21 protein-coding genes, 1 tRNA gene and 1 pseudogene are annotated in these 23,601 nt (G+C 72.5%); 18 read left to right on the top strand and 5 right to left on the bottom strand.

Annotated elements, in window-relative coordinates; all coding sequences use genetic code 11:
- Positions 1-361 precede the first annotated feature (361 nt).
- From ACFWVP_RS23410 to ACFWVP_RS23390, 5 genes are read left to right on the top strand one after another with little or no spacing between them, the layout of a single operon-like run.
- The gene (locus ACFWVP_RS23410; RefSeq protein WP_384499404.1) at positions 362-2,281 is read left to right on the top strand and encodes a sensor histidine kinase; all 1,920 of its coding nucleotides are present in this window, start codon (positions 362-364) and stop codon (positions 2,279-2,281) included.
- A gap of 7 nt (positions 2,282-2,288) precedes the next feature.
- Entirely contained in the window at positions 2,289-2,723 is a 435-nt protein-coding gene (locus ACFWVP_RS23405) for a roadblock/LC7 domain-containing protein (RefSeq protein WP_384499393.1), read from the top strand.
- A gap of 2 nt (positions 2,724-2,725) precedes the next feature.
- A complete protein-coding gene (locus tag ACFWVP_RS23400) occupies positions 2,726-3,097 on the top strand; it encodes a DUF742 domain-containing protein (RefSeq protein ID WP_384499392.1) in 372 nt (123 codons plus the stop codon).
- A complete protein-coding gene (locus ACFWVP_RS23395) occupies positions 3,075-3,698 on the top strand; it encodes an ATP/GTP-binding protein (protein WP_384499391.1) in 624 nt (207 codons plus the stop codon). Before ACFWVP_RS23400 ends, ACFWVP_RS23395 begins: the two co-directional genes overlap by 23 nt.
- Positions 3,695-4,276 carry a GAF domain-containing protein gene (locus tag ACFWVP_RS23390; protein WP_384499390.1) on the top strand — a complete coding sequence of 194 codons (582 nt, stop codon included), beginning with the start codon at positions 3,695-3,697 and terminating at the stop codon, positions 4,274-4,276. Before ACFWVP_RS23395 ends, ACFWVP_RS23390 begins: the two co-directional genes overlap by 4 nt.
- A gap of 118 nt (positions 4,277-4,394) precedes the next feature.
- Here the strand turns inward: ACFWVP_RS23390 and ACFWVP_RS23385 are convergent, their stop codons facing one another.
- The gene (locus ACFWVP_RS23385) at positions 4,395-7,460 is read right to left on the bottom strand and encodes a ThuA domain-containing protein (RefSeq protein ID WP_384499388.1); all 3,066 of its coding nucleotides are present in this window, start codon (positions 7,458-7,460) and stop codon (positions 4,395-4,397) included.
- Between the two features lie 200 nt (positions 7,461-7,660).
- Here ACFWVP_RS23385 and ACFWVP_RS23380 point away from each other — a divergent pair, with 200 nt between their 5' ends.
- Positions 7,661-8,035 (top strand): MmcQ/YjbR family DNA-binding protein, encoded by a 375-nt coding sequence (locus ACFWVP_RS23380; RefSeq protein WP_384499387.1) that lies wholly within the window; start codon positions 7,661-7,663, stop codon positions 8,033-8,035.
- 58 nt (positions 8,036-8,093) lie between these two features.
- On the opposite strand, the gene ACFWVP_RS23375 is transcribed toward ACFWVP_RS23380, so the two are convergent.
- Both ACFWVP_RS23375 and ACFWVP_RS23370 read right to left on the bottom strand, forming a co-directional pair.
- Positions 8,094-8,993 carry a transketolase family protein gene (locus ACFWVP_RS23375; RefSeq protein WP_384499385.1) on the bottom strand — a complete coding sequence of 300 codons (900 nt, stop codon included), beginning with the start codon at positions 8,991-8,993 and terminating at the stop codon, positions 8,094-8,096.
- Between the two features lie 52 nt (positions 8,994-9,045).
- A complete protein-coding gene (locus ACFWVP_RS23370) occupies positions 9,046-9,747 on the bottom strand; it encodes a transketolase (RefSeq protein ID WP_384499384.1) in 702 nt (233 codons plus the stop codon).
- A gap of 124 nt (positions 9,748-9,871) precedes the next feature.
- On the opposite strand from ACFWVP_RS23370, the gene ACFWVP_RS23365 reads away from it, so the two are divergent.
- Positions 9,872-9,945: transfer RNA gene (locus tag ACFWVP_RS23365), tRNA-Pro, on the top strand.
- Between the two features lie 366 nt (positions 9,946-10,311).
- Here ACFWVP_RS23365 and ACFWVP_RS23360 read toward each other — a convergent pair.
- Positions 10,312-10,777 (bottom strand): annotated as a pseudogene (locus ACFWVP_RS23360) (transposase family protein); the annotation flags it as partial.
- A gap of 912 nt (positions 10,778-11,689) precedes the next feature.
- Between ACFWVP_RS23360 and ACFWVP_RS23355 the strand changes: the two are divergent.
- The 9 genes from ACFWVP_RS23355 to ACFWVP_RS23315 all read left to right on the top strand — a co-directional run bounded on the left by ACFWVP_RS23355 (position 11,690) and on the right by ACFWVP_RS23315 (position 19,538).
- Entirely contained in the window at positions 11,690-11,878 is a 189-nt protein-coding gene (locus tag ACFWVP_RS23355; RefSeq protein WP_383795977.1) for a hypothetical protein, read from the top strand.
- Entirely contained in the window at positions 11,875-12,087 is a 213-nt protein-coding gene (locus ACFWVP_RS23350; RefSeq protein ID WP_384499382.1) for a hypothetical protein, read from the top strand. The genes ACFWVP_RS23355 and ACFWVP_RS23350 overlap by 4 nt, the downstream gene beginning before the upstream one ends.
- 62 nt (positions 12,088-12,149) lie before the next feature.
- Positions 12,150-12,332, top strand: a complete 183-nt coding sequence (locus ACFWVP_RS23345) for a hypothetical protein (protein ID WP_384499380.1) — start codon at positions 12,150-12,152, stop codon at positions 12,330-12,332.
- A 52-nt stretch (positions 12,333-12,384) separates the two neighbouring features.
- Positions 12,385-12,603, top strand: a complete 219-nt coding sequence (locus tag ACFWVP_RS23340; RefSeq protein ID WP_384499378.1) for a hypothetical protein — start codon at positions 12,385-12,387, stop codon at positions 12,601-12,603.
- Positions 12,604-12,763: 160 nt separating this feature from the next.
- Positions 12,764-14,677 carry an alpha/beta fold hydrolase gene (locus ACFWVP_RS23335; RefSeq protein WP_384499376.1) on the top strand — a complete coding sequence of 638 codons (1,914 nt, stop codon included), beginning with the start codon at positions 12,764-12,766 and terminating at the stop codon, positions 14,675-14,677.
- On the top strand, positions 14,674-15,282 hold the full coding sequence (locus ACFWVP_RS23330) for a hypothetical protein (RefSeq protein WP_384499374.1): 609 nt from the start codon (positions 14,674-14,676) through the stop codon (positions 15,280-15,282). The genes ACFWVP_RS23335 and ACFWVP_RS23330 overlap by 4 nt, the downstream gene beginning before the upstream one ends.
- Positions 15,279-16,088, top strand: coding sequence for a class I SAM-dependent methyltransferase (locus tag ACFWVP_RS23325; protein WP_384499372.1), 810 nt, complete (start codon positions 15,279-15,281; stop codon positions 16,086-16,088). Before ACFWVP_RS23330 ends, ACFWVP_RS23325 begins: the two co-directional genes overlap by 4 nt.
- Complete coding sequence (locus ACFWVP_RS23320) at positions 16,085-17,941, top strand: ABC transporter ATP-binding protein (RefSeq protein ID WP_384499370.1); 1,857 nt, start codon at positions 16,085-16,087, stop codon at positions 17,939-17,941. The genes ACFWVP_RS23325 and ACFWVP_RS23320 overlap by 4 nt, the downstream gene beginning before the upstream one ends.
- A 106-nt stretch (positions 17,942-18,047) precedes the next feature.
- On the top strand, positions 18,048-19,538 hold the full coding sequence (locus ACFWVP_RS23315; RefSeq protein WP_384499368.1) for a phytoene desaturase family protein: 1,491 nt from the start codon (positions 18,048-18,050) through the stop codon (positions 19,536-19,538).
- 154 nt (positions 19,539-19,692) lie between these two features.
- Here the strand turns inward: ACFWVP_RS23315 and ACFWVP_RS23310 are convergent, their stop codons facing one another.
- The gene (locus ACFWVP_RS23310) at positions 19,693-20,694 is read right to left on the bottom strand and encodes a helix-turn-helix transcriptional regulator (RefSeq protein ID WP_384499367.1); all 1,002 of its coding nucleotides are present in this window, start codon (positions 20,692-20,694) and stop codon (positions 19,693-19,695) included.
- 161 nt (positions 20,695-20,855) lie between these two features.
- On the opposite strand from ACFWVP_RS23310, the gene ACFWVP_RS23305 reads away from it, so the two are divergent.
- Entirely contained in the window at positions 20,856-22,736 is a 1,881-nt protein-coding gene (locus ACFWVP_RS23305; protein WP_384499365.1) for a hypothetical protein, read from the top strand.
- Positions 22,737-23,193: 457 nt separating this feature from the next.
- A complete protein-coding gene (locus ACFWVP_RS23300; RefSeq protein WP_384499363.1) occupies positions 23,194-23,547 on the top strand; it encodes a hypothetical protein in 354 nt (117 codons plus the stop codon).
- Positions 23,548-23,601 lie beyond the last annotated feature (54 nt).

The raw sequence follows: 23,601 nt of genomic DNA, 5'->3' as shown, positions 1-23,601 counted from the left end.
CCCGCTGTCGGCGGCGCCGTGGAACTGGCATCCACCGGCCACATGGCCCGCCGGGTTCGTTCCGCGCGCCTTCGGGCCCCGCTCATGTATGCGTCCGAGCAATCGAACGCTGAAGCCATCATTGCCGCAGGCGTATTCGGTTACCCGTGCGACCCCTCATACCAGAGCGGGACCTACGGTGGGCAAGTTTGTCAACCACGCGTCGGACACCGGTGATTCACGACTACCGTGTGTTGCCGGTGATCAACGGTGGGCTCATATCGGTCGGGCCTGTCCAGCCGTTGTCCCGGGCCTGACCGACCACCGTAGGTGTCACCACACGAATGCCGATTCCTGGTGCCCCCACGTACCGAGGACGATGATGTCTCAACTTCGCGCACCCACCGCGCGACCCGAACGCCGCGAAGGCGGACGGCACGGCCGTCCCGGTGGCCGTTCGCATTCGGCGGCCGGCCGGCCGCGTGCCGTGCAGCCCGCCCCCGACGCCCGTATGCGACCGCAGTTGCTGCGCATCGCCGTGCTGCCCGCCGTCGCCGCGGTGCTGAGCGGCGCCGCGGCCGTCATCTTCACCATCCGGTCCTCGGGCGTGCGCCCCTCCGGCAGTCTCCTGGCGGCGCTCGGCGGTTCCGGCGCGCTGGCCGTCGCGGCCGTGGCCGCGGCCTTCCTCGGTGCCAGCCGTGTCGCCGCCGGTGTCGTCGACCGGTGCGCCCTGCTCCGGCGTACCAGCGCCCAGCACCACGCCGACCTGCGGCGGATCGTGGAACAGCTCCGGGGCGGGGAACCCGTGCCCGCCCCGCGGGCCGCCCGGCCCGCCGGCCCCGACGCGGATGCCTTCGACCTGCTCGCCCTGGAGATGGGCCGCGCCCAGGACGGGGCCGTGGCGGCCGTCGTCCAGGCGTCCCAGATGTTCAGGAGCGACGGCAACGAACAGAAGGTCGAGGTCTTCGTCAACCTGGCACGGCGGCTGCAGTCCCTCGTACACCGGGAGATCCAGATCCTCGACGAGCTGGAGCACGAGGTCGAGGACCCCGACCTGCTCAAGGGCCTCTTCCACGTCGACCACCTCGCCACCCGCATCCGCAGGCACGCCGAGAACCTCGCCGTGCTCGGCGGGGCCGTCTCCCGGCGGCAGTGGAGCAACCCGGTGACCGTGACCGAGGTGCTGCGGTCGGCCATCGCGGAGGTCGAGCAGTACCCACGGGTCAAGCTGGTGCCGCCGATCGACGGCACCCTGCGGGGGCACGCCGTGGCCGACGTGATCCACCTGCTCGCGGAACTCGTCGAGAACGCCACCGTGTTCTCCGCCCCGCACACCCAGGTCCTGCTGCGGGCCCAGCGCGTCACCGCGGGACTGGCCCTGGAGGTCGAGGACCGCGGGCTCGGCATGCCGGACGCCGAGCAGAAGCGGATGAACGCGCTGCTCGCCGACCCGGACCAGGTCAACGTCGGGCACCTCCTCCAGGACGGCCGGATCGGACTGTTCGTCGTCGCGTCCCTGGCCCGCCGGCACGGCATCGCCGTACGGCTGCAGAGCAACATCTACGGAGGCACGCAGGCCGTACTCGTCCTGCCGCAGGTCCTCCTCGGGATCGACGGGGACGCCAACGCGGCCCCGGACGCCGCGCCCGTCCCACCGCCCGGAGCCGTGCACCGTCCCCCCGCCCAGGCGGACACCCCACCGGCACAGGCCCCACCGTCCCCGCAGGTGCAGGCCGCGCAGCCGCCCCTGCGCCTGGACCAGCCACCCCGGCAGAGCCGCAGGGGCGACGGGCCGCCGCTGCCCCTGCGTGCCGAGCGGGTCGACCGACCGAATGCCGCCGCGACGCCGCCCGGCGTCCGGCCCGGCGAGGAGCACGGTGGGACGCCCGCAGAGGGCCTCGGTACGGCCGCGGCGACCGGCGCCCCGGGCCGCCCCCAACTGCCCAGGCGCAGCAACCAGGAGCATCTGGTCCCGCAGCTCAGGGAAGCGCCCGTACCGCGGGCCGAGGACGACAACGTCCTGCACGATCCCGGGCTGATGGCCGCCTTCCGCCGTGGCGTCGATCTCGCCGATGCCCGGTCGGCCGAGGAGACGGAAGCCGAAGGCGTGTACGGGACGACGTCCGGTCCCGTGGTCGCCGTCGGAGCACAGCGGACGCACACTCTCGCCCCACTGCCGGTCCGCGGTCCCACCGTCACCCCGACCACCGCGACAGCCGGTGCGGAGCTGCTCGAACCGGGTTTCCCCGGAGCGCAGTCGCCCGTACCGGATCCACGAACCGAGAACACCCTCAAGGAGTAGACACCCCATGACGAGCGAAATGCCGTCCGGTCAGGTCGCCGACCTCGACTGGCTGTTGGGCGGGCTGGTCCAGCGCGTTCCCTACACGCGCAGCGCGGTCCTGCTCTCGGCCGACGGCCTGGTGAAGTCCGTCCATGGCATGGACGCCGACAGTGCCGACCACATGGCGGCCCTGGCCGCCGGGCTGTACTCCCTGGGCCGCAGTGCCGGTGCCCGATTCGGTGACAACGGAGACGTGAGACAGGTCGTGGTCGAGCTCGACTCGACGCTGCTCTTCGTCTCGACCGCCGGATCCGGGACCTGTCTCGCAGTCCTCTCCGGCCGCGAGGCGGACGCCGCCGTACTGGGTTACGAGATGGCCATGCTGGTCAAGAGCGTCCGCCCCTACCTGATGACACCGCTCCGGCAGACGGCCGGAACGCCCTTCACCCCGGGGGTGTGAGGGTGCCGGCCCCGCTGGACGGGCCGTTGCTCGACGACGCGGCCGGTCGGCTCATCCGCCCGTACACGGTGAGCAACGGCCGGACGAGGCCGACCACCGTGCTCGATCTGCTCTCCCTGGTGATGGCCACGGGGAGCGAGCCCCAGGTCCATCTGGGGCCCGAACACAGTGTGGCGCTGGAGTTGTGTGACGGCCCCACGTCCGTGGCTGAGATCGCCGCGCACCTCCGGCTGCCCGCCGTCGTCACCAAGGTCCTCCTGTCGGACCTCGTCGACTGCGGCGCGGTCACCGCCCACGCCCCGGCCTTCCACGACATGCCCACCGACCGATCCCTGCTGGAGGCAGTGCTCGATGGTTTACGACGACAGCTCTGACAGCAGCACCGGCCGCTCCGAATGCTTTCCCGTGGCCCTCAAGGTCCTGGTCGCGGGCGGATTCGGCGTCGGCAAAACGACGTTCGTGGGAGCCGTCAGCGAGATCGCCCCGCTGAGCACCGAGGAACTCCTGACCCAGGTGAGCGTCGCCACCGACAGCCTCGACGGCATCGAGTGCAAGACGGCGACCACCGTGGCCATGGACTTCGGCCGGATCACGCTCTCCGAACAGCACGTGCTCTACCTCTTCGGCACCCCCGGGCAGGAGCGGTTCTGGTTCATGTGGGACGAGCTGTCCAAGGGGGCGCTGGGGGCGGTCGTGATCGCCGACACCCGCAGGCTCGCGGAGTGCTTCGCCGCCGTCGACTTCTTCGAGCGGCGCGGCATCGGATTCATCGTCGCGGTCAACGAGTTCGACGGTGCCTACCGCTACGAGCCCGACGAGGTGCGGGGCGCACTCGACCTGGGACCCGAGGTGCCGGTCGTGCTCTGCGACGCCCGGATCGCCAGCTCCGGCACCGGCACGCTGGTCACCCTCGTCCAGCACCTCATCAACGCCACGGCACCGGCGCCGCTGTCCGTCTTCGGAGCCCATCCGTGATCCGGTACGGGACCGGCCGGCCGCTGCTCACCCCCGTCGACCCGGACGGCTCCGTCCGGGGTGCGCGGCTGCGCAGACTCGGCCTGGGAGAGCGGGCAGACGCCTCGTTCGACAGCTTCGACGCCTTTGCCGACAGGGTGGCCGAAGTGACCGCGACGCCGTTCTCGATGGTCAACTTCATCGACGAGAACCGGCAGTTCTTCGCCGGACTGCACACCCCCGCCTGTACCCGGAGCGGGTTCGACCTCGGGGCCGCCGCCGCGGGCAGCAGCCGTGGCATCCGCCACCTGGCCCGGGACCACGGCTACTGCCCGCACGTCCTCGCACGACGCAAGGCCCTCGTGCTGGAGGACGTCTGCGACTATCCCCGCTTCGCGGGGAATCCCGTCGTCGACGGCATAGGCATCCGCTCCTACCTCGGCGCCCCGCTCATCGACCGCACCGGCATCGCGCTCGGTACGGTCTGCGCAGTGGACACCGTGCCGCGCGCCTGGGGGCGGGCGGGACTGGACACCATCAAGCTGCTGGCGGGCGAACTCGTCGGGCAGATCGACCGCCGGGAACGGCCCCACGGCTGAGAGAGCGGCGCCGCCGGGGTGCGGGACGGCGCCAACGCGTCTGCAAACGGGCCCAGTTGCGCGGTGAGTCCTGGCCAGGGCGCGAGCCTCGCCCGGCGCCCCTTGCCGTGCGCTGATGTCAGGGGTGGGCTGCGGCTCCCTTCCCGTTGCCCGGTCCGCGGAAGTGCAGCCAGTCGACCGTGAACAGGTCGGACTTCTCGCTGCTCCACCGGGGGTTGGTGAACACCACGTACAGCTCCACCCCGCCGCCCGGGTCCTCCAGCGGGGTCGTCGGCGACACGATCGCGCCCCGGGAGCGGGTACCCGCGACGGACACCGAACCGAGCAGCCTGCCGGTCGGTGAACCGGCCCTGAAGTCGATCGTCCCGCCGATCCCGCAGGCGATCGCGCCGACCATGACCGAGTCGACGTTCCCGAGGTGTATGGGATCGAAGGCGATCCAGTCGCCGTCCTCGATCTCCGTGAGCGTCCTGTCTCCCGAGGCGTTCGTACGGCCGGCCGCCACGGCCCCGTCGTGGGCGCCCCCGGTCGCCGCGAAGTGCTCCGCCTCCCGGAACGCGGTACGCAGCGTCAGTGACGCGGAACCGGTGAGCGCCGGGGCGCCCCTGTCCGTGTACTGGGCCGTGAGCGTGTACGGGAGATCGGGGTCCCGGCCGTGACGGTCCCCGGCAGCCGTGACGATCGCACCCCGGCACCCCGGAGGGCGGGCCACGGGGCGCAGCGGGGTGCCGGTGCCCAGCGGCGACCGCACGACGACCCGGGAGCAGTCGACCGGTCCTGGCTCACCGTCGTCCCGGTCGGTCACGGCCACGGTGAACGCCAGCGTGTCGCCGAAGGTGAACACACCGCCGTCGTGCTGCTGCCGGATCGTCACCTCGGGCCGTCTGTTGCCGACGGTGATCTCCTGTCCGGCGAGGGCCGTCGCCCCTCCGGGCCCGGTGACCGTGAGGCGCGCGGTGAACCCGCCCTTCCCGCGATAGGTGTGCGAGGGGTTCGCCGCGGTCGAGTCGGTGGTGCCGTCACCGTCGAAGTCCCAGGCGTACGCCTCCGGGGGCTTCCCGTGGAGCCCGGAGACCGCGGAGTCGAAGGCGACGGTCAGCGGGGCGGAGCCGTTGTCCCGGTCGGCGGTGATCGTCGCCTCGGGCAGCGGGTCGTCACCGGCGTAGTCGATCCGGTGGACGCCGGCGCCCTCGTTGCCCCCGGCGGAGCCGGTGCCGCCGTCGAGCCCGTGGTCGACGACGTACAACGAGCCGTCCGGACCGAAGCGGGCGGCGGTCGGCCGGTTCCACTCCATGTCCTCGAAGACGCCGTCGACGGACTGGAGGGAACCGGCGTCCACCGGGTCCGAGCGGGGATCGGTGAACGTCTGGTCCGCCCGCTCCACCCGCGTGAAGGAGAGCGTGGTGAACCGCCGTCCCGCCGAGTCGTAGGACAGCCACTTCCCCTCGAAGTAGGCCGGGAACGCGGTCGTTTCGGACACCGCGGGGTCGTGGTGGTAGACGGATCCGCTCAGTGGCGCGTCGGTCGCCGGGGCGGTCGTGACGGCGCCCGTGGCGCGGGGCGGGCCGCCGGCGGGTGCCGCGCAGCCGTCGGCCGGGCTCTTGTGCGGTGTGGCGCCGCCGGCGCAGTACGGCCGGCCGGCCACGCCCGCCTCGGTGATCCGCCGATACCCGACGGTGCCGTCCGGGCCCTGGTCCGCGACCAGTAGTGCGCCGCTGCGTGGGTCCGCGGCGATGCGGTACGGATGACGCAGACCCGACGCGAGGATTTCCGGTCGGGTGTCCGCCGTGCCGGGCGCGTGGAGGTTCCCCTCCGGCACGGTGTACGTGCCGTCGTCCTGGGGGACGATCCGCAGGATCTTGCCCCGCAGATCGTTCGGATCGTCCGCGACCGTGAGATCCGCCGCAGCGGGCGTCGCCGTATAGAGAACTCCCTGTGCGTCGAAGGCGAGTGAAGCGGACAGGGGATGGCCCTCCCTGGAATTCTCATTTCCCGCACCGGCCGGAACGGTCAGAAGCTGTTTCTCGGAAGCGGGTTCGACCGTGTTTCCGGAAACCGTGAACCGTGAGAGGAGCAGCCGTTTTCCGGCCTTCTCGGAACGCAGTACATAAAGTCGGCCGTTCCGCGCGAAACCGGGGTCGAGAGCGAGTCCGACCAGTCCGCCCGACCGGTCGGCCGTCTCCGGCGCGTACGCGAAGTCGATCGCCGTGGACACCCTCATCGACCGCTGGTCGATGACCTTCACCTTCCCGGTGCGCTCGGCGAAGAACACCCGGAGGTCCGGGGCGACGGCCAGGTCGACGGGATCGGCGAGACCGTCCGTCGCGAGCGCCGTGCGCCGGAAGGAACCCGTGCGGGTGGCCGAGCAGTCGCCCGGCTTCGCGCCCGCGGCCCATTCGATACCGCCCAGCAGATGGTCGAGGAACCCCTCCTCCCGGAAGGATCGCGTCGCATGACCACCCGCGGTGAACCAGGAGCGCCCGCCGTCGTAGTTCTGGCACCAGGACCACGGACGGTCCCGGCCCTCGTCGAGACCGGTGAGGCCGTCACGCGCCTTGATCCGCGCGAGGATGTGCGCGTCGGGGGCCGGGTCGGCACGCCGGTCGTACCACTCCTCCGCACGCTCCCAGAGGTCCGGAAGGCCGCTGGTGGAGGGATGCGCGTGGTCGAGCACGTGGATCCGGCCGGTCCGCACCGGCGTGCTCCGGTCGAGGACCGCGCCCGTCAGGCCCGCGTACCAGTCCCAGTCGCTCCCGGCGCCGGCCGCCGCGTGCAGCCCGACCCAGCCGCCGCCCGCCCGGATGTACGACCGCAGAGCGGCGCGCTCATCGGTTTCCAGCAGTCGGCCCCCACCTGGGGTGGGCTCGGTGTTGTTGAAGACGACCGCCTGGAAACGTGCGAGATCGGCGTCGTTGAAGACCGCGGAACTGCTCGTGGCCTCGACATCGAATCCGTTCTCCGCACCCAACTCCCTGACCGCCTGGATTCCGGCGGCAACAGGACCGTGTGAGGCGTTCGTGGATTTCGAATACACCAGCACGCGGAAAGGCGCCGCATGGGTTCTCCGGTGAGTGGTGGCCAGCACGGATCCTAGGATCAGCGCCAGAATTGCGATGAGCGCGATCAAGGGCGGGGGGAATACCTGGGACGCGGGGCCGCTGCGTAAAGGGGGGCAACTGCTCATCGGGCGCTCCCTGGGCGGGTGATGCCGACTGTGGGGGGTAGAAAGCGCTTTCTGGGGAGTGCGTTGTCCAGCGTAGGTTCACTGCTTCGCCGGGGTCAATGGGGCGGCGGCGCCCGCTGTGGCATCCGCTGACTGTCGGTACGGGTCGCTACGGTCGAATCGACCGAAGCACGTGGGGCCGACCCGACCGGAGACCGCGGATGACCTCCCTCACCGCCGACGACGTCCGCGCGATCGCGCTGTCCCTGCCCGACACGACGGAGAAGCTCGCCGGGGGGCAGCCCACCTTCCGGGTCGGCGGGAAGATCTTCGCCTCGCTCGCCGACGACGACACGACCATGGGCGTCAAGTGTTCCGTCGACGAGCGGGCGGAGCTCATCGCGTCCGAGCCGGAGAAATTCTTCGTGCGCGAGGGCCACGGCGACAACTACGCCTGGCTGCGGGTGCGGATCGCCGCCCTGGAGGACGCGGCCGAACTGACCGCGGTCCTCACCGACTCCTGGCGGCAGGCCGCCCCGCGCGGACTCGTCGCCGCGCACCCCGAGCTGAGCCCGCCGCGGGCCGAGGGCGGCTGACAGGGCGGCGGCGCGCATCGGGCCGGGGCGCGGCGTCCGGCGGCGAGGGTGCCGGAGGTCAGAGGTGCAGGAAGCCGGTGATCCGCTGCCGCAGGCCCTGCGCGTCCAGACCGTGTGCCACGAGGTGCTCCTCCAGCTGCCCGTAGCGGCGCAGTTCCGCGCGGCCCACGCCGATCCCCATCACCCGGTGCGGCCGGTCCGCGAGCGCGTCGTTGGCCGCCGCCGTCGACGTTCCCGCCAGATACGGCTCGACGACCACCACGTCCGCCGACGGGCCCGCACCAGCCGCACGGCGCAGCCCCGCCGCGTCGAAGGGGCGCACGGTGGCCGCGTACAGCACGGTCACGTCGAGGCCCTCGGTCGCCGCGAGCACGTTGTCCAGCATCGGCCCTACGGCGATCACCACCCCGCCCGCGCCCCGGCGCACGGTGCCGAAACCGGTCCCCGTGACAGGGCGGCCCACGCTGTTCGACTGGAGGGAGAGGCGTACGTAGACACGGCCGTCCGACGCGACGGCCTGCCGCAGCAGTGCCTCGGCCTCGTCGGGGTGGCCCGGTACGTGCACCGTCCAGTCGTCGAGGGTGTCCAGCAGGGCGACATCGCCCGGCGACATATGGGTGAAGCCCCCGGCCGGCCAGTCGTACGAAGCCCCGGCGCTGACCAGCACACCGCTCACGCCCTGGTGCCCCAGGTCCAGCTTCACCTGCTCGAAGGGCCGCTCCACGAGGAAGCTCGCGAAGGTGTGCATGACCGGCCGCATGCCGGTCAGTGCCAGGCCGGCCCCCGCGCCGATGAGCAGCTGCTCCCTGATCCCGACGTTGATCACACGGTCGGGGTGGGCCCGCGCGGCCCCGTCGAAGCCGTCGCGGCTGATCTCGGCGAGTACGAGGGCGAGGCGCGGGTCCTCGTCAAGCAGTCGTGAGGTGGTGGCGATGAAACGGTCCCGCATGGTGTCCATGAGCAGTGTCCTCCGTCGTCCTGTTCGGTGTCGTTCCGTCCCCGGGCTGCGGTCAGCGTCCGGTCGCCACTCGGGCGATCACCGCGTGCGGCCGGCCGGGGTGCGGCGCGGTGAAGGCGGCATGCAGGGACTCGTGGTCCCGGCCGTCCACCGTCAGGGCCGACCAGCCGGCTGCCTCGAACCGTGCGGCGATGCCGCCCGGCCTGGCGTACGTCGCCGAGGCGTTGTCGATCACCACGGTGTGCAGCTGGTCCAGCCCGGCCGGTCCCGCGTAGGCGATCGCCTCGTGGTTGCTGCCCTCGTCCAGCTCGGCGTCCCCGGTCAGCACCCATACGCGCGGCTCGGTCAGCCCCTGCGCCCGCAGCCCGAGCGCGCTGCCCACCGCGAGCGGGAGCCCGTGGCCGAGGGACCCGCTGCCGATCTCGGCGCCCGGCACGAGGAGCCGGTCCGGATGGTGCCCGAGCGGTGAGTCGTACGCCCCGAAGCCGGCGAGCAGCTCCTCCCCGAAGAAGCCGCGTGCGGCCAGCACGGCGTAGTACGCCATGGGCCCGTGTCCCTTCGACAGCAGGAAACGGTCGCGGCCGGGGGAGTCGGCGGTGGCGGGAGTGACCCGCAGCACCCGGTCGTACAGCACCCAGAGGGCGTCGAGGGTGGAGGTGGCGGCGGGCCCGTGCTTCTCGTCGCCCGTCATCAGGCTCATCAGCCGGTTCAGATCGGCGTATCCGTACAGTGGCGCGTCGGTCGTGTTCGTCATGTGGCAAGCGTTGAACATCAACCTTGGTAGAGGTCAAGCGGAAACGGGTTCGTGACCACCCGTCCAAGTGCGGTATTGTTCTCATGCGCGTTCGGCCAGGGGAAACCCCAGGTCAGACGGGCATCGGGACGTGGCGCAGCTTGGTAGCGCACTTGACTGGGGGTCAAGGGGTCGCAGGTTCAAATCCTGTCGTCCCGACTGGAGACAGTCGTAGATCAAGGGCTGGTTTCGGAGCAATCCGAAACCAGCCCTTGATCATTTCTGGGGACCAGTTGGGGTCCGGCGTCCTTGACCGGGGAGAACCGTGGGGTTCTGCGTGCACAGACGCGGTGAGTCCCTTCTGATGGAACTGATCCGCAGTGGTGCTCTGGGTAAACGGTGGACAACAATCGTCTGCAGAAGCGCCGGTTTGGCTAACCGGCGATGTTCGGCTGTGTTGCCCTCATTTGCGACGCGGTGAGCATCGCGTACTGTGCCGATCAATGTTTCTCGATGACCTCGCATGTTGAGTGCGTGTCCATCTTGGAGCCCGCGACAAAGGGGCGTGTGGCAAGGCGTCGGGAGGTCGTTGCGATTGCCCGGCAGTGGTCGGCCGACCACCACGACCAGGCGGGTGTCGGCGTCGACTACCACCTGATGGTTGGTGAGATAGCGATAGTTCTTCGACTGCTCAGCGACCTTGTGGTCCCGGGTGGGCGCCAGGGTGCCGTCCACGATCAGAACCGCGTCCTTGGCGAACCGCCGGCGGGGATGCAGCGCGCCTCGGGCCAAGGTCATCGATCCCCCGGTCCGCAGCCGACTTCGACACACCGAACAGCGGGGCCAATTGCCTCATCGTGAGGTTCGTCCGCCAGTACGTGGCGACCAGCGGCACCCGGTCCTCCAACGAAAGTTTCCATGGCCGACCCCGGCCCGTGGAGCCAGCACCCTCACGACGCAGCGCGGTCAGCGACGTGCCGAAGGCGCGCGGGCTCAACCCGGTAAACGGGGCTATCCAGAACGACTCGGGAGCCGTGATCACACCTGACACGGGCGAGATCATCGCAGAGCAAGATGACTTACGGGACAGCCCTTAGCCTGCGAGGGCACAGCCGGCCTGGCGGCCGAAGCCGACCGGTTGGCCAAGTCGATGCCTTCCCGGGGCTCGCACTGCACCTACGGCAGCAGCCACGGAGTCCTGATGACCGTCGAGGCTGTGTGTCTGCCCCTCCTCAGTCGTAACGGGATCAAGCCCAGCGCGGAAGGCGAGACCGTCTGGCGCGAGCCCACGTTGAGCGGGGCCGATCACGCTCTCGGGTCGGCGGCCCTTCGCGGTCTGGAAGGTGCGGCGCACCGAGCCTGGGCGGCAAACGCGCCATACCGACGGCCCTTGACGGGCTGCTGCTCGTAGGACCAGGCGTGTCCGGTACGGCAGTACTCCGCCACCGGCAGCGGCTCCACGCCGGCACGCATGCGGCTGGTGTACAGCCGGCCTTCGAGGTGACCGATCTCGTGCTGGACCACCCCGCCACCGCCCGCGGCTCTCTCCACGGCTGCCCGCGACGGGGGCGATGCCGTCGGCCTCCGGTTCGCCGTCGCGGCTTCCGTCTGGCCGACGCCAACGGTGGCGGCCGGCCGAAAGGCCACCGACGCCCCGTGGTTCCGGTGGTCACCGGGGCGGCCGCCCCGGTCCGGCCGTACGCGGGCCGACCCCGGATCATGCGCCGTTCCCCGGCCCCTCAAACGGCCCCGGGGCCCCGCCGCCCCGAACTGCACCATCCTGCGGACGGTCCTGCAGCCTCGTGCCAGCCGACGGCCTTCCGTTCGACCGGCGGCCTCGCCATCGTTGACGGCACAGACGGAACGCCGCCCGGCCGGGCCCCTCGGGGCCCGGGGGGCCGCGCTGCCGTACGGACCTGGCGGGATGTTCCAGGTTCCCGTCCAGGCTGACAGAGGAGGGAACGTGCAGCAGGTCAGAACACCACGCTGGGCGGCCGTCGGGCCGCTCGACGAGGGCGCCGAGGGGCAGGTCTTCGGTGGTGCGGCACCGGTCGCCGCCACCCAGGTGGTCGTCACCATCGCCGCAGCCGTGGTCGTCGCCTACGCGGCCGGCGCCATCATCGGCAACACGGTCGCACCCGTACACGAGTGACCGGTTCCCGACGGGCGACGGTCGCGAGAGCCTCCTCATGCCCGGCCACCACGGCCACGACGCGCGCCCTGTCCGAGAACGACGCCGGACACACCGGCACGGCCGCCGCCCCGCTCGCCTCGGTCCACATCGCCGTCGCGGTTTCGGAGTTCTGCGGCGGGATGGCGATGGGCCACATCATCGCGGGCAGCCAGGACCCGCACCTCTGAGCGGGCTCCTGGGCCACGGCCCTCGCACTCTCCGCACCATCGAACGCACAAGGAGGAAGACCATGAACCTTTCCGGCTGCCCGGTCATCCCGGCCACGGCCCGCGAACTGTCCGAGAACGACCCCGGGTTCAACGCCACGGGGGCCGCCCCGGTCGCCGCCACGCCGGTGGTCCTGGCGGCGGGATTCGCGCTCGGCGTGATGGTCAGTCAGGCGATCGGCGACTCGAAGCCGATCGACGAGTGACCGCAAGCTTCATCTGGATCAGGACACGGACAAGGACGACAAGGAGATCGAGATGAACGACGTTTCCTTCCTGAAGAGACCCGGTGCCCTCACCGACATCAGGATCGACGACCCGGAGGGCCGCTACACCACCGCCCATGCGCCTGTCATGGCCACGCCACTGGGGATAGCGGCAGGCGTGGTCGTCGGCTACGCGCTGGTGAACGCGTTCGTGGCCGGGCGGGACGGTACGCCCATCAAGCCCGTGCCCATGGACACACCCTTCGGCTGACGCAGACGTCCGGTCCCGGCCGGCGCACCCGCCGACCGGGACCGGACCGGGACGGCCACCGGCCTCCCGCACCGGAACGCTTCCGTATCCGGGCAGTCCGCACGCCGAACACCCCGCCGGCTCCCGGCCGCCGCCCGACTTTCGTCCAGGAGTTCCTTCCATGCTCTCTTCCCTCGCCAAGCTCAGAGCCTCCCGGCCCACCGCCCGAGCGGCGCTGTCGGCTCTCACCGGCCCCCTGCCCGTCTCCCGCAGCCAGGCCCTCGGCACCTCCGAGCGGCTGGCGGCGGTCACCTCCCTGCTGTCCAGCCTGGAACACCTCACCATGCCGGATCAGAAACGACCGGGGGGACTGAACGACTGGGCGCTCGCGCGGCAGGGTCACGCCCACTACGGCAGGCCGCTGCGCAAGCTGCTCGACATCGTCGCCGACGAGCGGACGAGCCAGGTCCTGCACGCCGCCCGGGTAGCCGCGAGCGCCGCTCTCCTGCTGCCGGGCGACAGCCGCGGGCGTGGAGCGGCCAACCTCTTCCTGGGCCTCAGCGGCGCCCTGCTCTACCCCACCCACCGCTACGGCACGGACGGCTCCGACCAGGCGTCCACCATGGTGCAGACCGCGACCGGCCTGGCCCGGCTCGCCCCCTCGCCCGCAGCCCAGGACGCCCTGATGTGGTACGTGGCGTTCCAGTCCAACCTGTCGTACGTCGTCTCCGGCTGGGTCAAGCTGCTCGGCCAGGACTGGCGCAACGGCTCCGCCCTGACCGGCGTCATGCGCACCCGGACCTACGGGCACGAGAGGGTCTGGCGGCTGGCCCGTCGCCACCCCCGTTGCGCACGGGCCCTCGCACACGGCGTGCTGGCCATGGAGTGTCTCTTTCCGGTGCTGTACCTCAAGGGCGGCCTGCTGACCCGTCCGATGATCGGCGGCGTCGCCGTGTTCCACGTCGCCAACGGCTTCGTCATGGGGCTGGGCCGGTTCATACCGGCCTTCACCGCGATGCACCCGATGGTCGCCTACACCAGCACACCCCGCAGCCACCCCGCGGCCGCCGGACGGGACGACCGGATGCCGGCGACCGCGGGCCTGCTCCTGGCAGGCGCCGCGGCCACCGCCGCCGCGGTCGCGTTCCACCGCCGGCTACGGACCACCGACCACGTGTACGGCGGCACGGTCATCACCCGGCACGGCAACGAACTGGCCCACGACGGCACGGTCGGCGGGCACGACGACGGCCCGGTGTCCGTCCTCGTGCACGGACTGGGCGCCCTGCCCGCGCACTTCAGCTGGTACACCAGGGCCCTCAACGCCGGCGGACGCCAGTGGCTGGCCTACGGCCGGGCCGGTTACGGGGCGAGCAGGCGGCACGCCCGGACGCCGTACCACCTGGGCGAATCGGTCGACGACCTGCTCGACCTGATCGGGGCCGCCGTCCCGGAGGGACGCCAGGTGGTCCTGGTCGGGCACTCCCTGGGCGGTGAGATCGCCCGCCGGGCGGCGGCCCGGCTCGGCGAGCGGGCGCACTCCGTCGTCTACGTGGACAGCTCCCATCCCGAGCAGCTCGACCGGTCCGGCCAGCAGGGCAAGAACGCCCGGCACGTCGAGGAGATGATCCGCACCACCTCCGTCAGCCTGCGGATGGGACTCGGTATCCTCATGCAGACGCCCGACTGGGTACGCAACCTGCCCGTCCCCGTGCGGAGCAGGGCGATGTCCGAGTTCGCCGACGCCCGGGTGTGGACCGCGGCCCTGCGTGAATGGCGGGCCGCGGAACGGGACTTCCGGTCCTTCGAGGGCCCCCTGGCCCGGCTGGACACCCACGCCCTGGTGCTGTCGGCCCAGCACACGGTGGACCGCGACCCCGACCACCTGCTCATGCACCAGGACCTCGCCGACGCGCACCTGCCCGGCCGGACCGTCCGCAGCGTCGTCGTCGAGACCGCCGACCACGACGGCATCCTGACCGACCCGCGGCTCGCCGGGGAGGCGGCCCGCAGTCTCGTGGCCTTCCTCGACGAGACCACCGCCGGTGAAGCCGCCGGACAGCGCCCCGCCACGGCCGGACAGGAGGCCCGGTGAACACCACCTTTCTCGTAGGGCCCGCCCGCCGGGGGCTCGCCCGCCACTTCGGCGGTACGGACGGCACCGTCCGGCTGCTCGCCGGTCTCGCGCTGGTGGGCACCCTCTGCTCCCAGCATCCCCAGCCGTCGTTCAGCAGGCTCGTCCGGCTCGACGTGTTCTCCACGCTCTTCCCCAACTGGCGCTTCTTCGCCCCGACTCCGGCCCAGCACGACCTGCAGTTCTACTGCCGCACCCTCGACGAGTCCGGGGAGACCTCCGAGTGGGTCCCCGTGGAGGTCATCGCCGGGCGCAGGGCCCACCAGATCGTCTGGTTCCCCGGCCGCCGGGCCGAGAAGGCGGTCTTCGACCTGGGCGCCGAGGTGATGCGCCACCTCGACAAGGGATTCGCGACGGCCCGCGCGCTGCCCGGATACCGCATCCTGTGCGCCTACTTCCGGGCCGGCATCGAGCGTTCGGGCGCCACCGGCGTCAAGGGCTTCCAGTTCACGCTCGTCCGCAACGCCGGCTACGACGACACCGAAGAGCCCGAGATCATCTTCGTCTCCCCCTACACGCCGATGCGTACCCCGTCCGCTCCGGCGGCAGAAAGCGAGAAGGCATGAGCACCGCGACCGCACCGTCGGACGCCGCCGTCCCCGAGATCACGGACATCGGTTACGGCAGGGTCTTCGCCGGCTTCTACGACCGGCTCTTCCCGCAGGACGGCTCCGCCGACCGTACGGCCGCGACGCTGGCCGCCTGGCATCCCGGCGGGCCCGCACTCGAACTCGGCGTGGGCACGGGCCGTATCGCCGTACCGCTCGCCCGCCTCACCGGCCAGGTCGTCGGAGTGGACTCCTCCCCGGAGATGCTCGAACGGCTCCGCGCCGCCGTCGACGGCTCCGGGGCCGCCGTCACCCCCGTGCACGGCGACATCCGCACCTACGACGACGGTGACCGGTACGGACTCGTCTACTGCGTCTGCGGCACGATGTCACTGGTCCTCGACCCGGCGGGCCAGCGCGCAGCCGTCGCCCGGGCGGCCCGTCACCTCGCCCCCGGAGGAACCCTGGTGGTGGAGACCCACAACCCGGGCTTCGTCCGCACCCTGCACGAAGGGCTCAGCCGCACCTCCTTCTTCGCGCCCTACCCCGAACCCGGGACCGGGCTCCAGACCTACTCCACGCTGCTCGCCGAACAGAACCTCTGGCACACCTCCCACCTGCTGCACGAACCCGGCGGCACCCGGATCGGGACCGAGGTCACCCGGCTCACCACAGCGGAGGACATCGACGCCTACGCGACCGACGCCGGGCTCGAACGGGTCAGTCTCCACGGCGACTGGTCGGGCGCGCCGTTCGTCGCCGCCCAGAGCCCCGTCCACATCAGCCGGTTCGTCCGCGCCGCCGTCCGGCCGGAGCGGTCATGACCACCGCCGCCGCGCCGCGCGGCCTCGTCGCCGACCTGAGCCGCGCCCAGCGCAGGCTTCTGACCGGCGGGGTGCTGCTGGGGGTCGTCGGGGTGGCGTCCACCCTGGTCCAGCCCAAGCTCGTCGCCCACCTCATCGAGGCGGTCGGCCGACACGAACCGGTCGCCGCCCTCGTCACCGTGCTGGCCGTGCTGTTCGTGGCGGACGCCGCGCTCTCCGCGACCCAGGGCTGTCTCATCGGCCGGGCCGGCGAGAACATCGTCCGCGAGGCCCGGGTCCTGCTCTCGGGCAAGATCCTGCGCGCCGACCTCGCGCACCTGAACACCCAGCGGCAGGGCGATGTGCACACCCGGCTGGTGGGCGACACCGCGCTGATGAAGATCGCGCTCACCCAGAGCCTCGCGCAGATCCTTCTCAACGGACTGATCGTGGTCGGCGGGACCGTGATGATGGCCCTGATCGACGTCTGGCTGCTGCTGGTGACCGTCGGCTGCCTCGGTGTCGCGAGCGTCGCCTCCATCGGGGTGGCCCGCGGGCTGCGCAAGGCGGCCCTGGTGAACCGCGCCGACACCGGCGAGTTCGGCGCGGACCTGCAGCGGGTGCTGGCCGCCCTGCCCACCGTGAAGGCGGCCAACGCCGAGGGCCGCGAGGAGGACCGGCTCGCGGCACTCGCGGACAAGGTCCGCCGGTCCGGCAACCGGGTCACCGTCCTGAACGCGCTGTTCTCACCTGTCCTGAACGTCGGTCTGCAGGCCTCGCTGGCCGCCGTGATGGGCATCGGCATGGTACGGGTGGCGACCGGCTCCCTGGGCGTCGCCGACTTCACGGCCTTCACGATGTACCTCTTCTACCTCGTCTCCCCACTGGTCCTGGTGTTCCTCTCGATCGGCACCTACCAGCAGGGCCGGGCCGCCGTGCAACGCGTGGACGAACTGGCCGGCATCCCGCAGGAGGACACCCCCGGCCCCGGCGCCGCCTCACGTCCCGGTGGGGATCCGGGCCTCGGCGAGGCCCCCGCGCCTCCCGCGCCGACACCGGCGCCGCAGGACGGGCACCCGGCGGTCGAGTTCCGGGACGTCCGATTCGGCTACGGCGACCGGCCCGTCCTGGACGCGGTCTCCTTCACCGTCCCCCGACGAGGACTCACCGCCCTGGTCGGTGTCTCCGGCGCGGGCAAGACCACCGTCTTCCAGCTCATCGAGAGGTTCTACCGGCCCGGACAGGGAGCCGTCGTCCTGGACGGCAAGGACATCGCGCACCTGAAACCCGCCGAGATCCGCGGCCGTGTCGGCTACGTCCAGCAGGACAACGCCGCGATGCGCGGCACCCTCCGGGAGAACATCGTCTACGCCGCGCCCGACGCCACCGAGGCGGACATCGAGGAGGCCGTCGAACTCGCCGGACTCACCGACGTGGTCGCCGCCCTGCCCGACGGCCTGGACACCCACCTCGGCGACCAGGGCATCGGCCTCTCCGGCGGTCAGCGGCAGCGGCTCTGCGTGGCCCGCGCCCTGCTGCAGAAGCCCGCTGTGATCCTCCTCGACGAGGCCACCGCGCACCTCGACTCCGAGGCGGAGGCGGCCCTGCGCGACAGCCTGAGACGCATCGCCCGCCGCTGCGCCGTCGTCGCCATCGCGCACCGCATCTCCACCGTGGTCGAGGCCGACCGCATCGTGGTCCTCGACGGCGGCCGGGTCCGCGCCGTAGGCACGCATCCGGAGCTCATCCGGGACGACGCTCTCTACCGCCGGCTGGCCGCCGCCCAGTTCGCGGACGGCGCCCGCGCCGCCTCGGCGGCAGAGGCGGCCACCGGCGCACCGTCCGCGCAGCCCACCGCGGGAGTGGCCGGATGACCCCCGCCCCCGCCGGACGCGTGCCGCCGCGGGCCCGGCACCGGCAGCCCGCGCCCGGCGACGCCCGGACCGGCCTCCGGCACGCCGGGGGCCGGGGGTGCCCACGGTGAGCGAGGCGGACGCGGCCGTCGTCGGCAGCGGCCCCAACGGCCTCGCCGCCGCGGTCGCCCTGGCCCGGGCGGGCCTGCGTGTCGCGGTGTACGAGGCCGCCGACACCCTCGGAGGCGGACTGCGCGGAGCCGACCTGTTCGGCTCCGGCGTGATCCACGACATCTGCTCGGCGGTGCACCCGATGGGCATGTCCTCCCCGTTCTTCCGGGAGTTCGGCCTCGCCGAGCGGGTGGACATGCTCCGCCCGGAGATCAGCTACGCCCACCCCCTCCACGACGGGCGGGCGGCTCTGGCCTGGCACGACCTCGACGCGACCTGTGCCGGGCTCGGCCCGGACGGAACGCGCTGGCGCCGGCTGATGGAACCCCTCCTGGCGCACGGGGAGGACCTGGCCAGGCTGCTCCTGTCCGACCTGCGACGGCCGCCCGGACTCCGGGCCGCCCCGGCCCTGCTGAGCCGGGTCCTGCTCCATGGGACCCGCCTCGGCCCACTCTCCTTCCGCGGCGAGGAGGCACGGGCGCTGCTGGCCGGCGCCGCCGCACACCTGACCGGCCCGCTGCCGTCGCTGCCCGGCGCCGCCGTCGGGCTGCTGCTGGCCCAACTCGCCCACGGTCCCGGCTGGCCGGTACCGCGCGGCGGCAGCCGGAACATCGCCGGCGCCCTGGCCGCCGACATCCAGGCGCACGGCGGCGTCCTGCACACCGGGCGGGAGATCACCGACCTGCGGGAGCTGGACGGTGTCCGCACGGTGCTCCTGGACACCTCGCCCACCGCCCTGGCCGCCCTCGCGGGTGACCGGCTTCCCCCGGGCTACGCCCGCGCGCTGCGCCGCTACCGGTACGGTCCGGCCGCCGGCAAGGCCGACTTCCTCGTCTCGGAGCCGATCCCCTGGTCCGCCCCCGGCGTCGGCCGGGCGGTGACCGTCCACCTCGGCGGCACGGCGGCGGAGGTCTTCCGCCAGGAGACGGCCAACGCCCGCGGCACGGCGGGCGAACGACCCTTCGTGCTGGTGGTGGATCCGGCGGTCGCCGACCCGGGACGGGCCCTTGCCGGGCGCCGCCCGGTGTCGGCGTACGCGCACCTCCCGCACGGCTCCGCCCACGACCCGCTGCCGCTCGTCCGGGCGGCGATCGAGCGGTACGCCCCGGGCTTCACCGACACCGTGGTCGCCGAACGCGGCGTGTCCGGGGCGGACCTGGCCCGCTACAACCCCAACTACGTCGGCGGGGACATCGCGACGGGCGCCCTCGGCCTGCGGCAGTCCGTGTTCCGGCCCGTCGCCCGGTGGGACCCGTACCGCACCCCGCTGCCCGGCGTCTATCTGTGCTCGGCCGCCACACCGCCGGGCCCCGGCGTGCACGGGATGTGCGGCCTGCTGGCCGCCCGGAGCGCCCTGCGCCGGGAGTTCGGCCTGACGCTGCCGGCGCTGGGAGGGCCCGGCGCCAGGACAGGCGGCGACGACCGGGGCAGAGCAGCGGCAGGGTGAGGACGCCCGGCGGAGCCGTTGCGCGGCGGGCACGGTCGTACGGCGGTCACCGGGGGCCGGGCCGGGGATAAGGTCTCGCACGGCGACCGCCGTCCGGCAGGCCGGGTCCTGCGGCGGGCCGGGCAGGACGTTCACCCGGCCCGGGCCGGCAGGCTCACACCCAGCCGCGCTCACGCGCGAGCAACGCCGCCTGCGCCCGGTTGCAGGCGCCCAGCAGGCGCAGCACGTCGGAGATGTGCCGCCGGTAGGTGCGCAGGGACATCCGGGCCTCCCGGGCGCCCGTCTCGTCCTTGCTCGCGGCGCACATGACGGTCAGCACCAGACGCTGGGTGTCGGTGAGCCGGGCGAGCTGCCCCGTGTCGGCCGCCACCAGGCCGGCGAAGTCGGTCGCGGCGGCCCACAGCCGCTCGAAGAGGCCGACCAGGCTGCTCACCAGCCCGCTCTCCTCGGTGTACAGGGCGCCGCGCCCGGTGTCGCGGGCGTCGATGGGCACCAGGGCCGCGTGCCGGTCGTAGACGAGGATCAGCTCGGACAGCTCGTCCGCGACCCGGACGGCCGCCCCGCCGAGGTGCAGGTGCCGCAGACGGTCCAGGGTCCCGGGGTCCGCGAGTGCCGTCCCGCGCACGAGGACCCGGACCCGCACCCCCTTGCTCAGCCGGCCCAGGTCGAGGTGCTGGGCATAGGCGGCGTTCTCCGGCGACAGAGCGTCGTAGGGTTCGGTCGCAAGTACCTCCGACCTTGCGCCGAAAGCCAGTTGGGACACCCGGGCCCGCACCTGCCGCAGGTCCTCCAGCCGGCACAGGGCGGCTCCCTCCCCGGGAAAGCCGGTCCCGGACGCCGGTCCGTCGCTCCGCAGCGAACCCAGAATCGGTCGTACGTCGACGAGTTGGCGCATCGTCCGGTGCGCGGTGTCCAGCTGTTCCCCGGCCAGCCGGGGCACGGCGACGAGGGGATCCATGGCCCAGGTGCTCTGGTCGTCACCGTGCAGCAGCCAGAGCTCCCGCAGCCGCGCGATGGCCCTTACGCCGCTCTCCCGGTCGGGCGGGAACACCCCGTGGGCCTCGTGCTCAGGTGTTCCGGGGTTCCGCAGGAAGTGCCGGTAGATGTCCTCCTCGGTGCTGGTAAGGCCGAGTACGGACATGCTGTGGGTGTTCACGTGGCCCCCCGGGTGCTCAGTCCTGTCGCCTGGTGCGATCACGGACCGACGCTAGCCGGGCCCCCACGCGGCGGGGTCCCACAGCAGTCTCACAGGGGTCTCAGAAGCCCATCCGGTTCACAGCCTTCTCGCGGCGGCGCCCGGTCAATAGGGTGTTCGCCGTGATCGATGACGGGCCTGCGGGGAACGTGGCGGGGGGCCTCACGGCCGAGGCGACGACGGCCGGTGTTCCGGCGCGGGCGACGCCCGACGTCCTGCGGGATGCGGTGCGGAGCCACCGGCTGGTCAACCTGACGGGGCCGCTCGGCAGCGGCAAGTCCTGGCTCGTGTCACGACTGCCGTCGGCGCGTGTGCTGGACCTGTCCCGCGGCGACGCCCCGGACTCCGTACGGGCGGCGCTCGGCGAGCACACCGACCGGCCGCTGGTCCTGGACAGCGCCGACGGCCCGGAGGCCCTCGCGGTGCTGGAGCACGTGCGGCTCGCGCGCGACGCGTACCCCGGGCCCCTGCTCCTGGTGAGCCGGCGGTCCTTGCTGGCCCAGCCCGGATGGACCCTCTCGGGAGCCACGGTCATCGAGGCCGCCCCGTGGCCCGACGACCGGATCGCACGGCTGGCGGCCGACGCGCAACTGACCGACCCGGCGGCACGGGACCTGGTCGTCCGCCTGGCCGGGGGCAACCCGCTGATCGCCGGCGCGGCCTGCCGGGCCCTGCACGCGGGCGCCGCGCCGGACGCCCCCGGAGCCGTCGCCGACCAGGTCGCCCAGGAGATCACCGAGCGGCTCTCCCGCGAGCAGCCCGCCCACCGGTGGCAGCACGCCCTGGAGAAGCTCGCCACCATGTGGGGCGGGGACCGGGAACTCCTCGGAGCGGGCCAGGAGCTCTTCGACACCCTCGGCGGGCTCAGCCTCGTGACCCGTACGGAACTCGGGCTTTCCGTCCTCGAACCGTTCCGCGGCGTGATCGATCAGGCCCACCGGTGGCGGCGGCCCGCGGCCCACAGCGGTTCACGGTCCCGCGCGCTCACCCACCGGAGACGGCAACTGGCGGCGGAGACGACCGTCGCCCGCCGGAGCCGTCTCGCCGAGGGAACCATGGCCCTCAGCGACGACACCGTCATCCGCGAGACGCTGTTCCCGGCAAGCGCGACCGACGGCGCGATCCAGACCGCGGTCCCGGGCGACGCCGATGACATCGGCGGGCTGATGCACCGGTGGGCACGGCAAGGGGGCATGGACACCCGGCGCACGGAACGCCTGGTGGAGCAGTGGCTGCACGACGACCCAGCCGGCTTCCGGCTGGCCCGGAACGGCGACGGCCGGGCCGTGGGCGTCATGGGCCTGGTCCGCGTCGCCGACCGTACCGTCGGCAGCATGGAGCCCCTCCTCCAGCAGCACACCGACCGGCTGATGGGCGGGCGGCGGACGCAGTCCCTGGTCCTCGGAGCCGCGTACTGCCCGGAGCGCGGCCTGCACGCGCGGCTGTTGCGCGACCTGCTGCACCACGTCATGGCCAACGGCCTGCTGCTGACCGTCTCCACGCCGAACCCGCACTACCAGCAGCTCCTGACCGGCCTGCGCTTCCAGCAGCACGGCACCACCACCGACGACGTCTACCGGTGCGGCCGGAAACCCGAGATCTACAGCCAGGACTTCGGCCTCGACGCGATCACCGACTGGGTGGGACGGCTCGCCCTCGGACCGGGGCCCGGCGGCCCCCTGCATCCCACCGGCCCTGATGTGGGGCAGGCCCTCGCCCACATCACCGACGCCGACTGGCTGGCGCACAGCCCTCTGTTGCGCCCCCCGCGCACGGCGACGGCCGAGGACCTGCGGGAGGCGCTGAGGGACGGGGTGCGCGTGCTGGCGGACAGCGTCGTACCCGAGGACGCCGAGGCCGGCTGGATCCTGCTGCACTACTACCTCGGGCGACCGCAGACCCATCAGCAGCTGGCACGCAGGCTCCACATGAGCCGGGCCACCTACTTCCGCCGGCTCCGGCACGGACTGGACCTCCTGGGGCGACGGCTGACGGCGGACTGAGGCGAGAGCTGCCCGCAGCGCCTCCGGACAGCGCGCGGGAGGGACGAGGGTGTGCCGATAGCGATACCGGGGCGTGATGGGCGCGCCCACAGGGTGACTCCATGTCTGCTTCGTCGAGTTCCACCAGGACGGCCGGACGAGTTTTTCTGTCGCCGGGTGCGGAGCGGTGACGAACAGGGCGTCGACCGCCTTCGCGCTGATCCGGCGGAGATCGGCCAGATGCAGGTAGAAGCCGTGGATTGCCGCCAGGGCGGGGGCGAGCGTGGAGTCCTGTGCGAGCTGCCCCTGGCCGCGGCCGCTCGTCAGCCGGGGCGTAGTCCTCGGCTTCGTCAGGTAGCGCGAGAGTTCGGCGGCCGCTTGTTCCGCGACAGGTCGTACTCGCCGCACCAGGCGTGAAGCCGCTTGAGAGACCGGCTACACGCTGCCGGCCGGCTACTCCATGATGAACGGCACCTCCATGTCCGCCCCGCAGGCCACCGGTGCCGCAGCGCTCCTGCTGGGCGCCGCCAAGCAGGCGGGCGTCAGCGCCACCCCGGCCGAGCTGCGCAGGGCCATCTACTCCTCGGCCGACCACAACCGCGACGTGGACGCCATCGCCCAGGGCAACGGCCAGTTCAACGTCGAGAAGGCGTGGAGTCTCCTGTCCAGGGGCGTCCGCACCAGTGAGGACATCAGCGTCCCCGCGCCGGTCTGCACCGTGGTCTCCGAGAAGTTGATCACCCCCACGCGGGCAACGGCCTGTTCAACAGCTGCGCGCCGGGCAGCGGCGGCCAGGGCGTCGGCGAGTCCCGTACGTACGACGTCACCCTGACCCGCACCGGCGGCAGGGACGGCGCCCAGTCCTACGAGATCGACCTCCAGGGCG

It is taken from the genome of Streptomyces sp. NPDC058637 (genome assembly GCF_042717325.1).
Classification (GTDB): Bacteria; Actinomycetota; Actinomycetes; order Streptomycetales; family Streptomycetaceae; genus Streptomyces.
This window is presented reverse-complemented; position numbering and strand designations above follow the sequence as displayed.

Excerpts from the sequence above, each read along its gene's own strand:
- ACFWVP_RS23410 (WP_384499404.1), top strand. The coding sequence starts at position 362 with ATGTCTCAACTTCGCGCACCCACCGCGCGACCCGAACGCCGCGAAGGC.
- ACFWVP_RS23405 (WP_384499393.1), top strand. The coding sequence starts at position 2,289 with ATGACGAGCGAAATGCCGTCCGGTCAGGTCGCCGACCTCGACTGGCTG.
- ACFWVP_RS23395 (WP_384499391.1), top strand. The coding sequence starts at position 3,075 with ATGGTTTACGACGACAGCTCTGACAGCAGCACCGGCCGCTCCGAATGC.
- ACFWVP_RS23385 (WP_384499388.1), bottom strand. The coding sequence starts at position 7,460 with ATGAGCAGTTGCCCCCCTTTACGCAGCGGCCCCGCGTCCCAGGTATTC.
- ACFWVP_RS23380 (WP_384499387.1), top strand. The coding sequence starts at position 7,661 with ATGACCTCCCTCACCGCCGACGACGTCCGCGCGATCGCGCTGTCCCTG.
- ACFWVP_RS23375 (WP_384499385.1), bottom strand. The coding sequence starts at position 8,993 with ATGGACACCATGCGGGACCGTTTCATCGCCACCACCTCACGACTGCTT.
- ACFWVP_RS23370 (WP_384499384.1), bottom strand. The coding sequence starts at position 9,747 with ATGACGAACACGACCGACGCGCCACTGTACGGATACGCCGATCTGAAC.
- ACFWVP_RS23345 (WP_384499380.1), top strand. The coding sequence starts at position 12,150 with ATGAACCTTTCCGGCTGCCCGGTCATCCCGGCCACGGCCCGCGAACTG.
- ACFWVP_RS23340 (WP_384499378.1), top strand. The coding sequence starts at position 12,385 with ATGAACGACGTTTCCTTCCTGAAGAGACCCGGTGCCCTCACCGACATC.
- ACFWVP_RS23335 (WP_384499376.1), top strand. The coding sequence starts at position 12,764 with ATGCTCTCTTCCCTCGCCAAGCTCAGAGCCTCCCGGCCCACCGCCCGA.
- ACFWVP_RS23325 (WP_384499372.1), top strand. The coding sequence starts at position 15,279 with ATGAGCACCGCGACCGCACCGTCGGACGCCGCCGTCCCCGAGATCACG.
- ACFWVP_RS23320 (WP_384499370.1), top strand. The coding sequence starts at position 16,085 with ATGACCACCGCCGCCGCGCCGCGCGGCCTCGTCGCCGACCTGAGCCGC.
- ACFWVP_RS23300 (WP_384499363.1), top strand. The coding sequence starts at position 23,194 with ATGTCCGCCCCGCAGGCCACCGGTGCCGCAGCGCTCCTGCTGGGCGCC.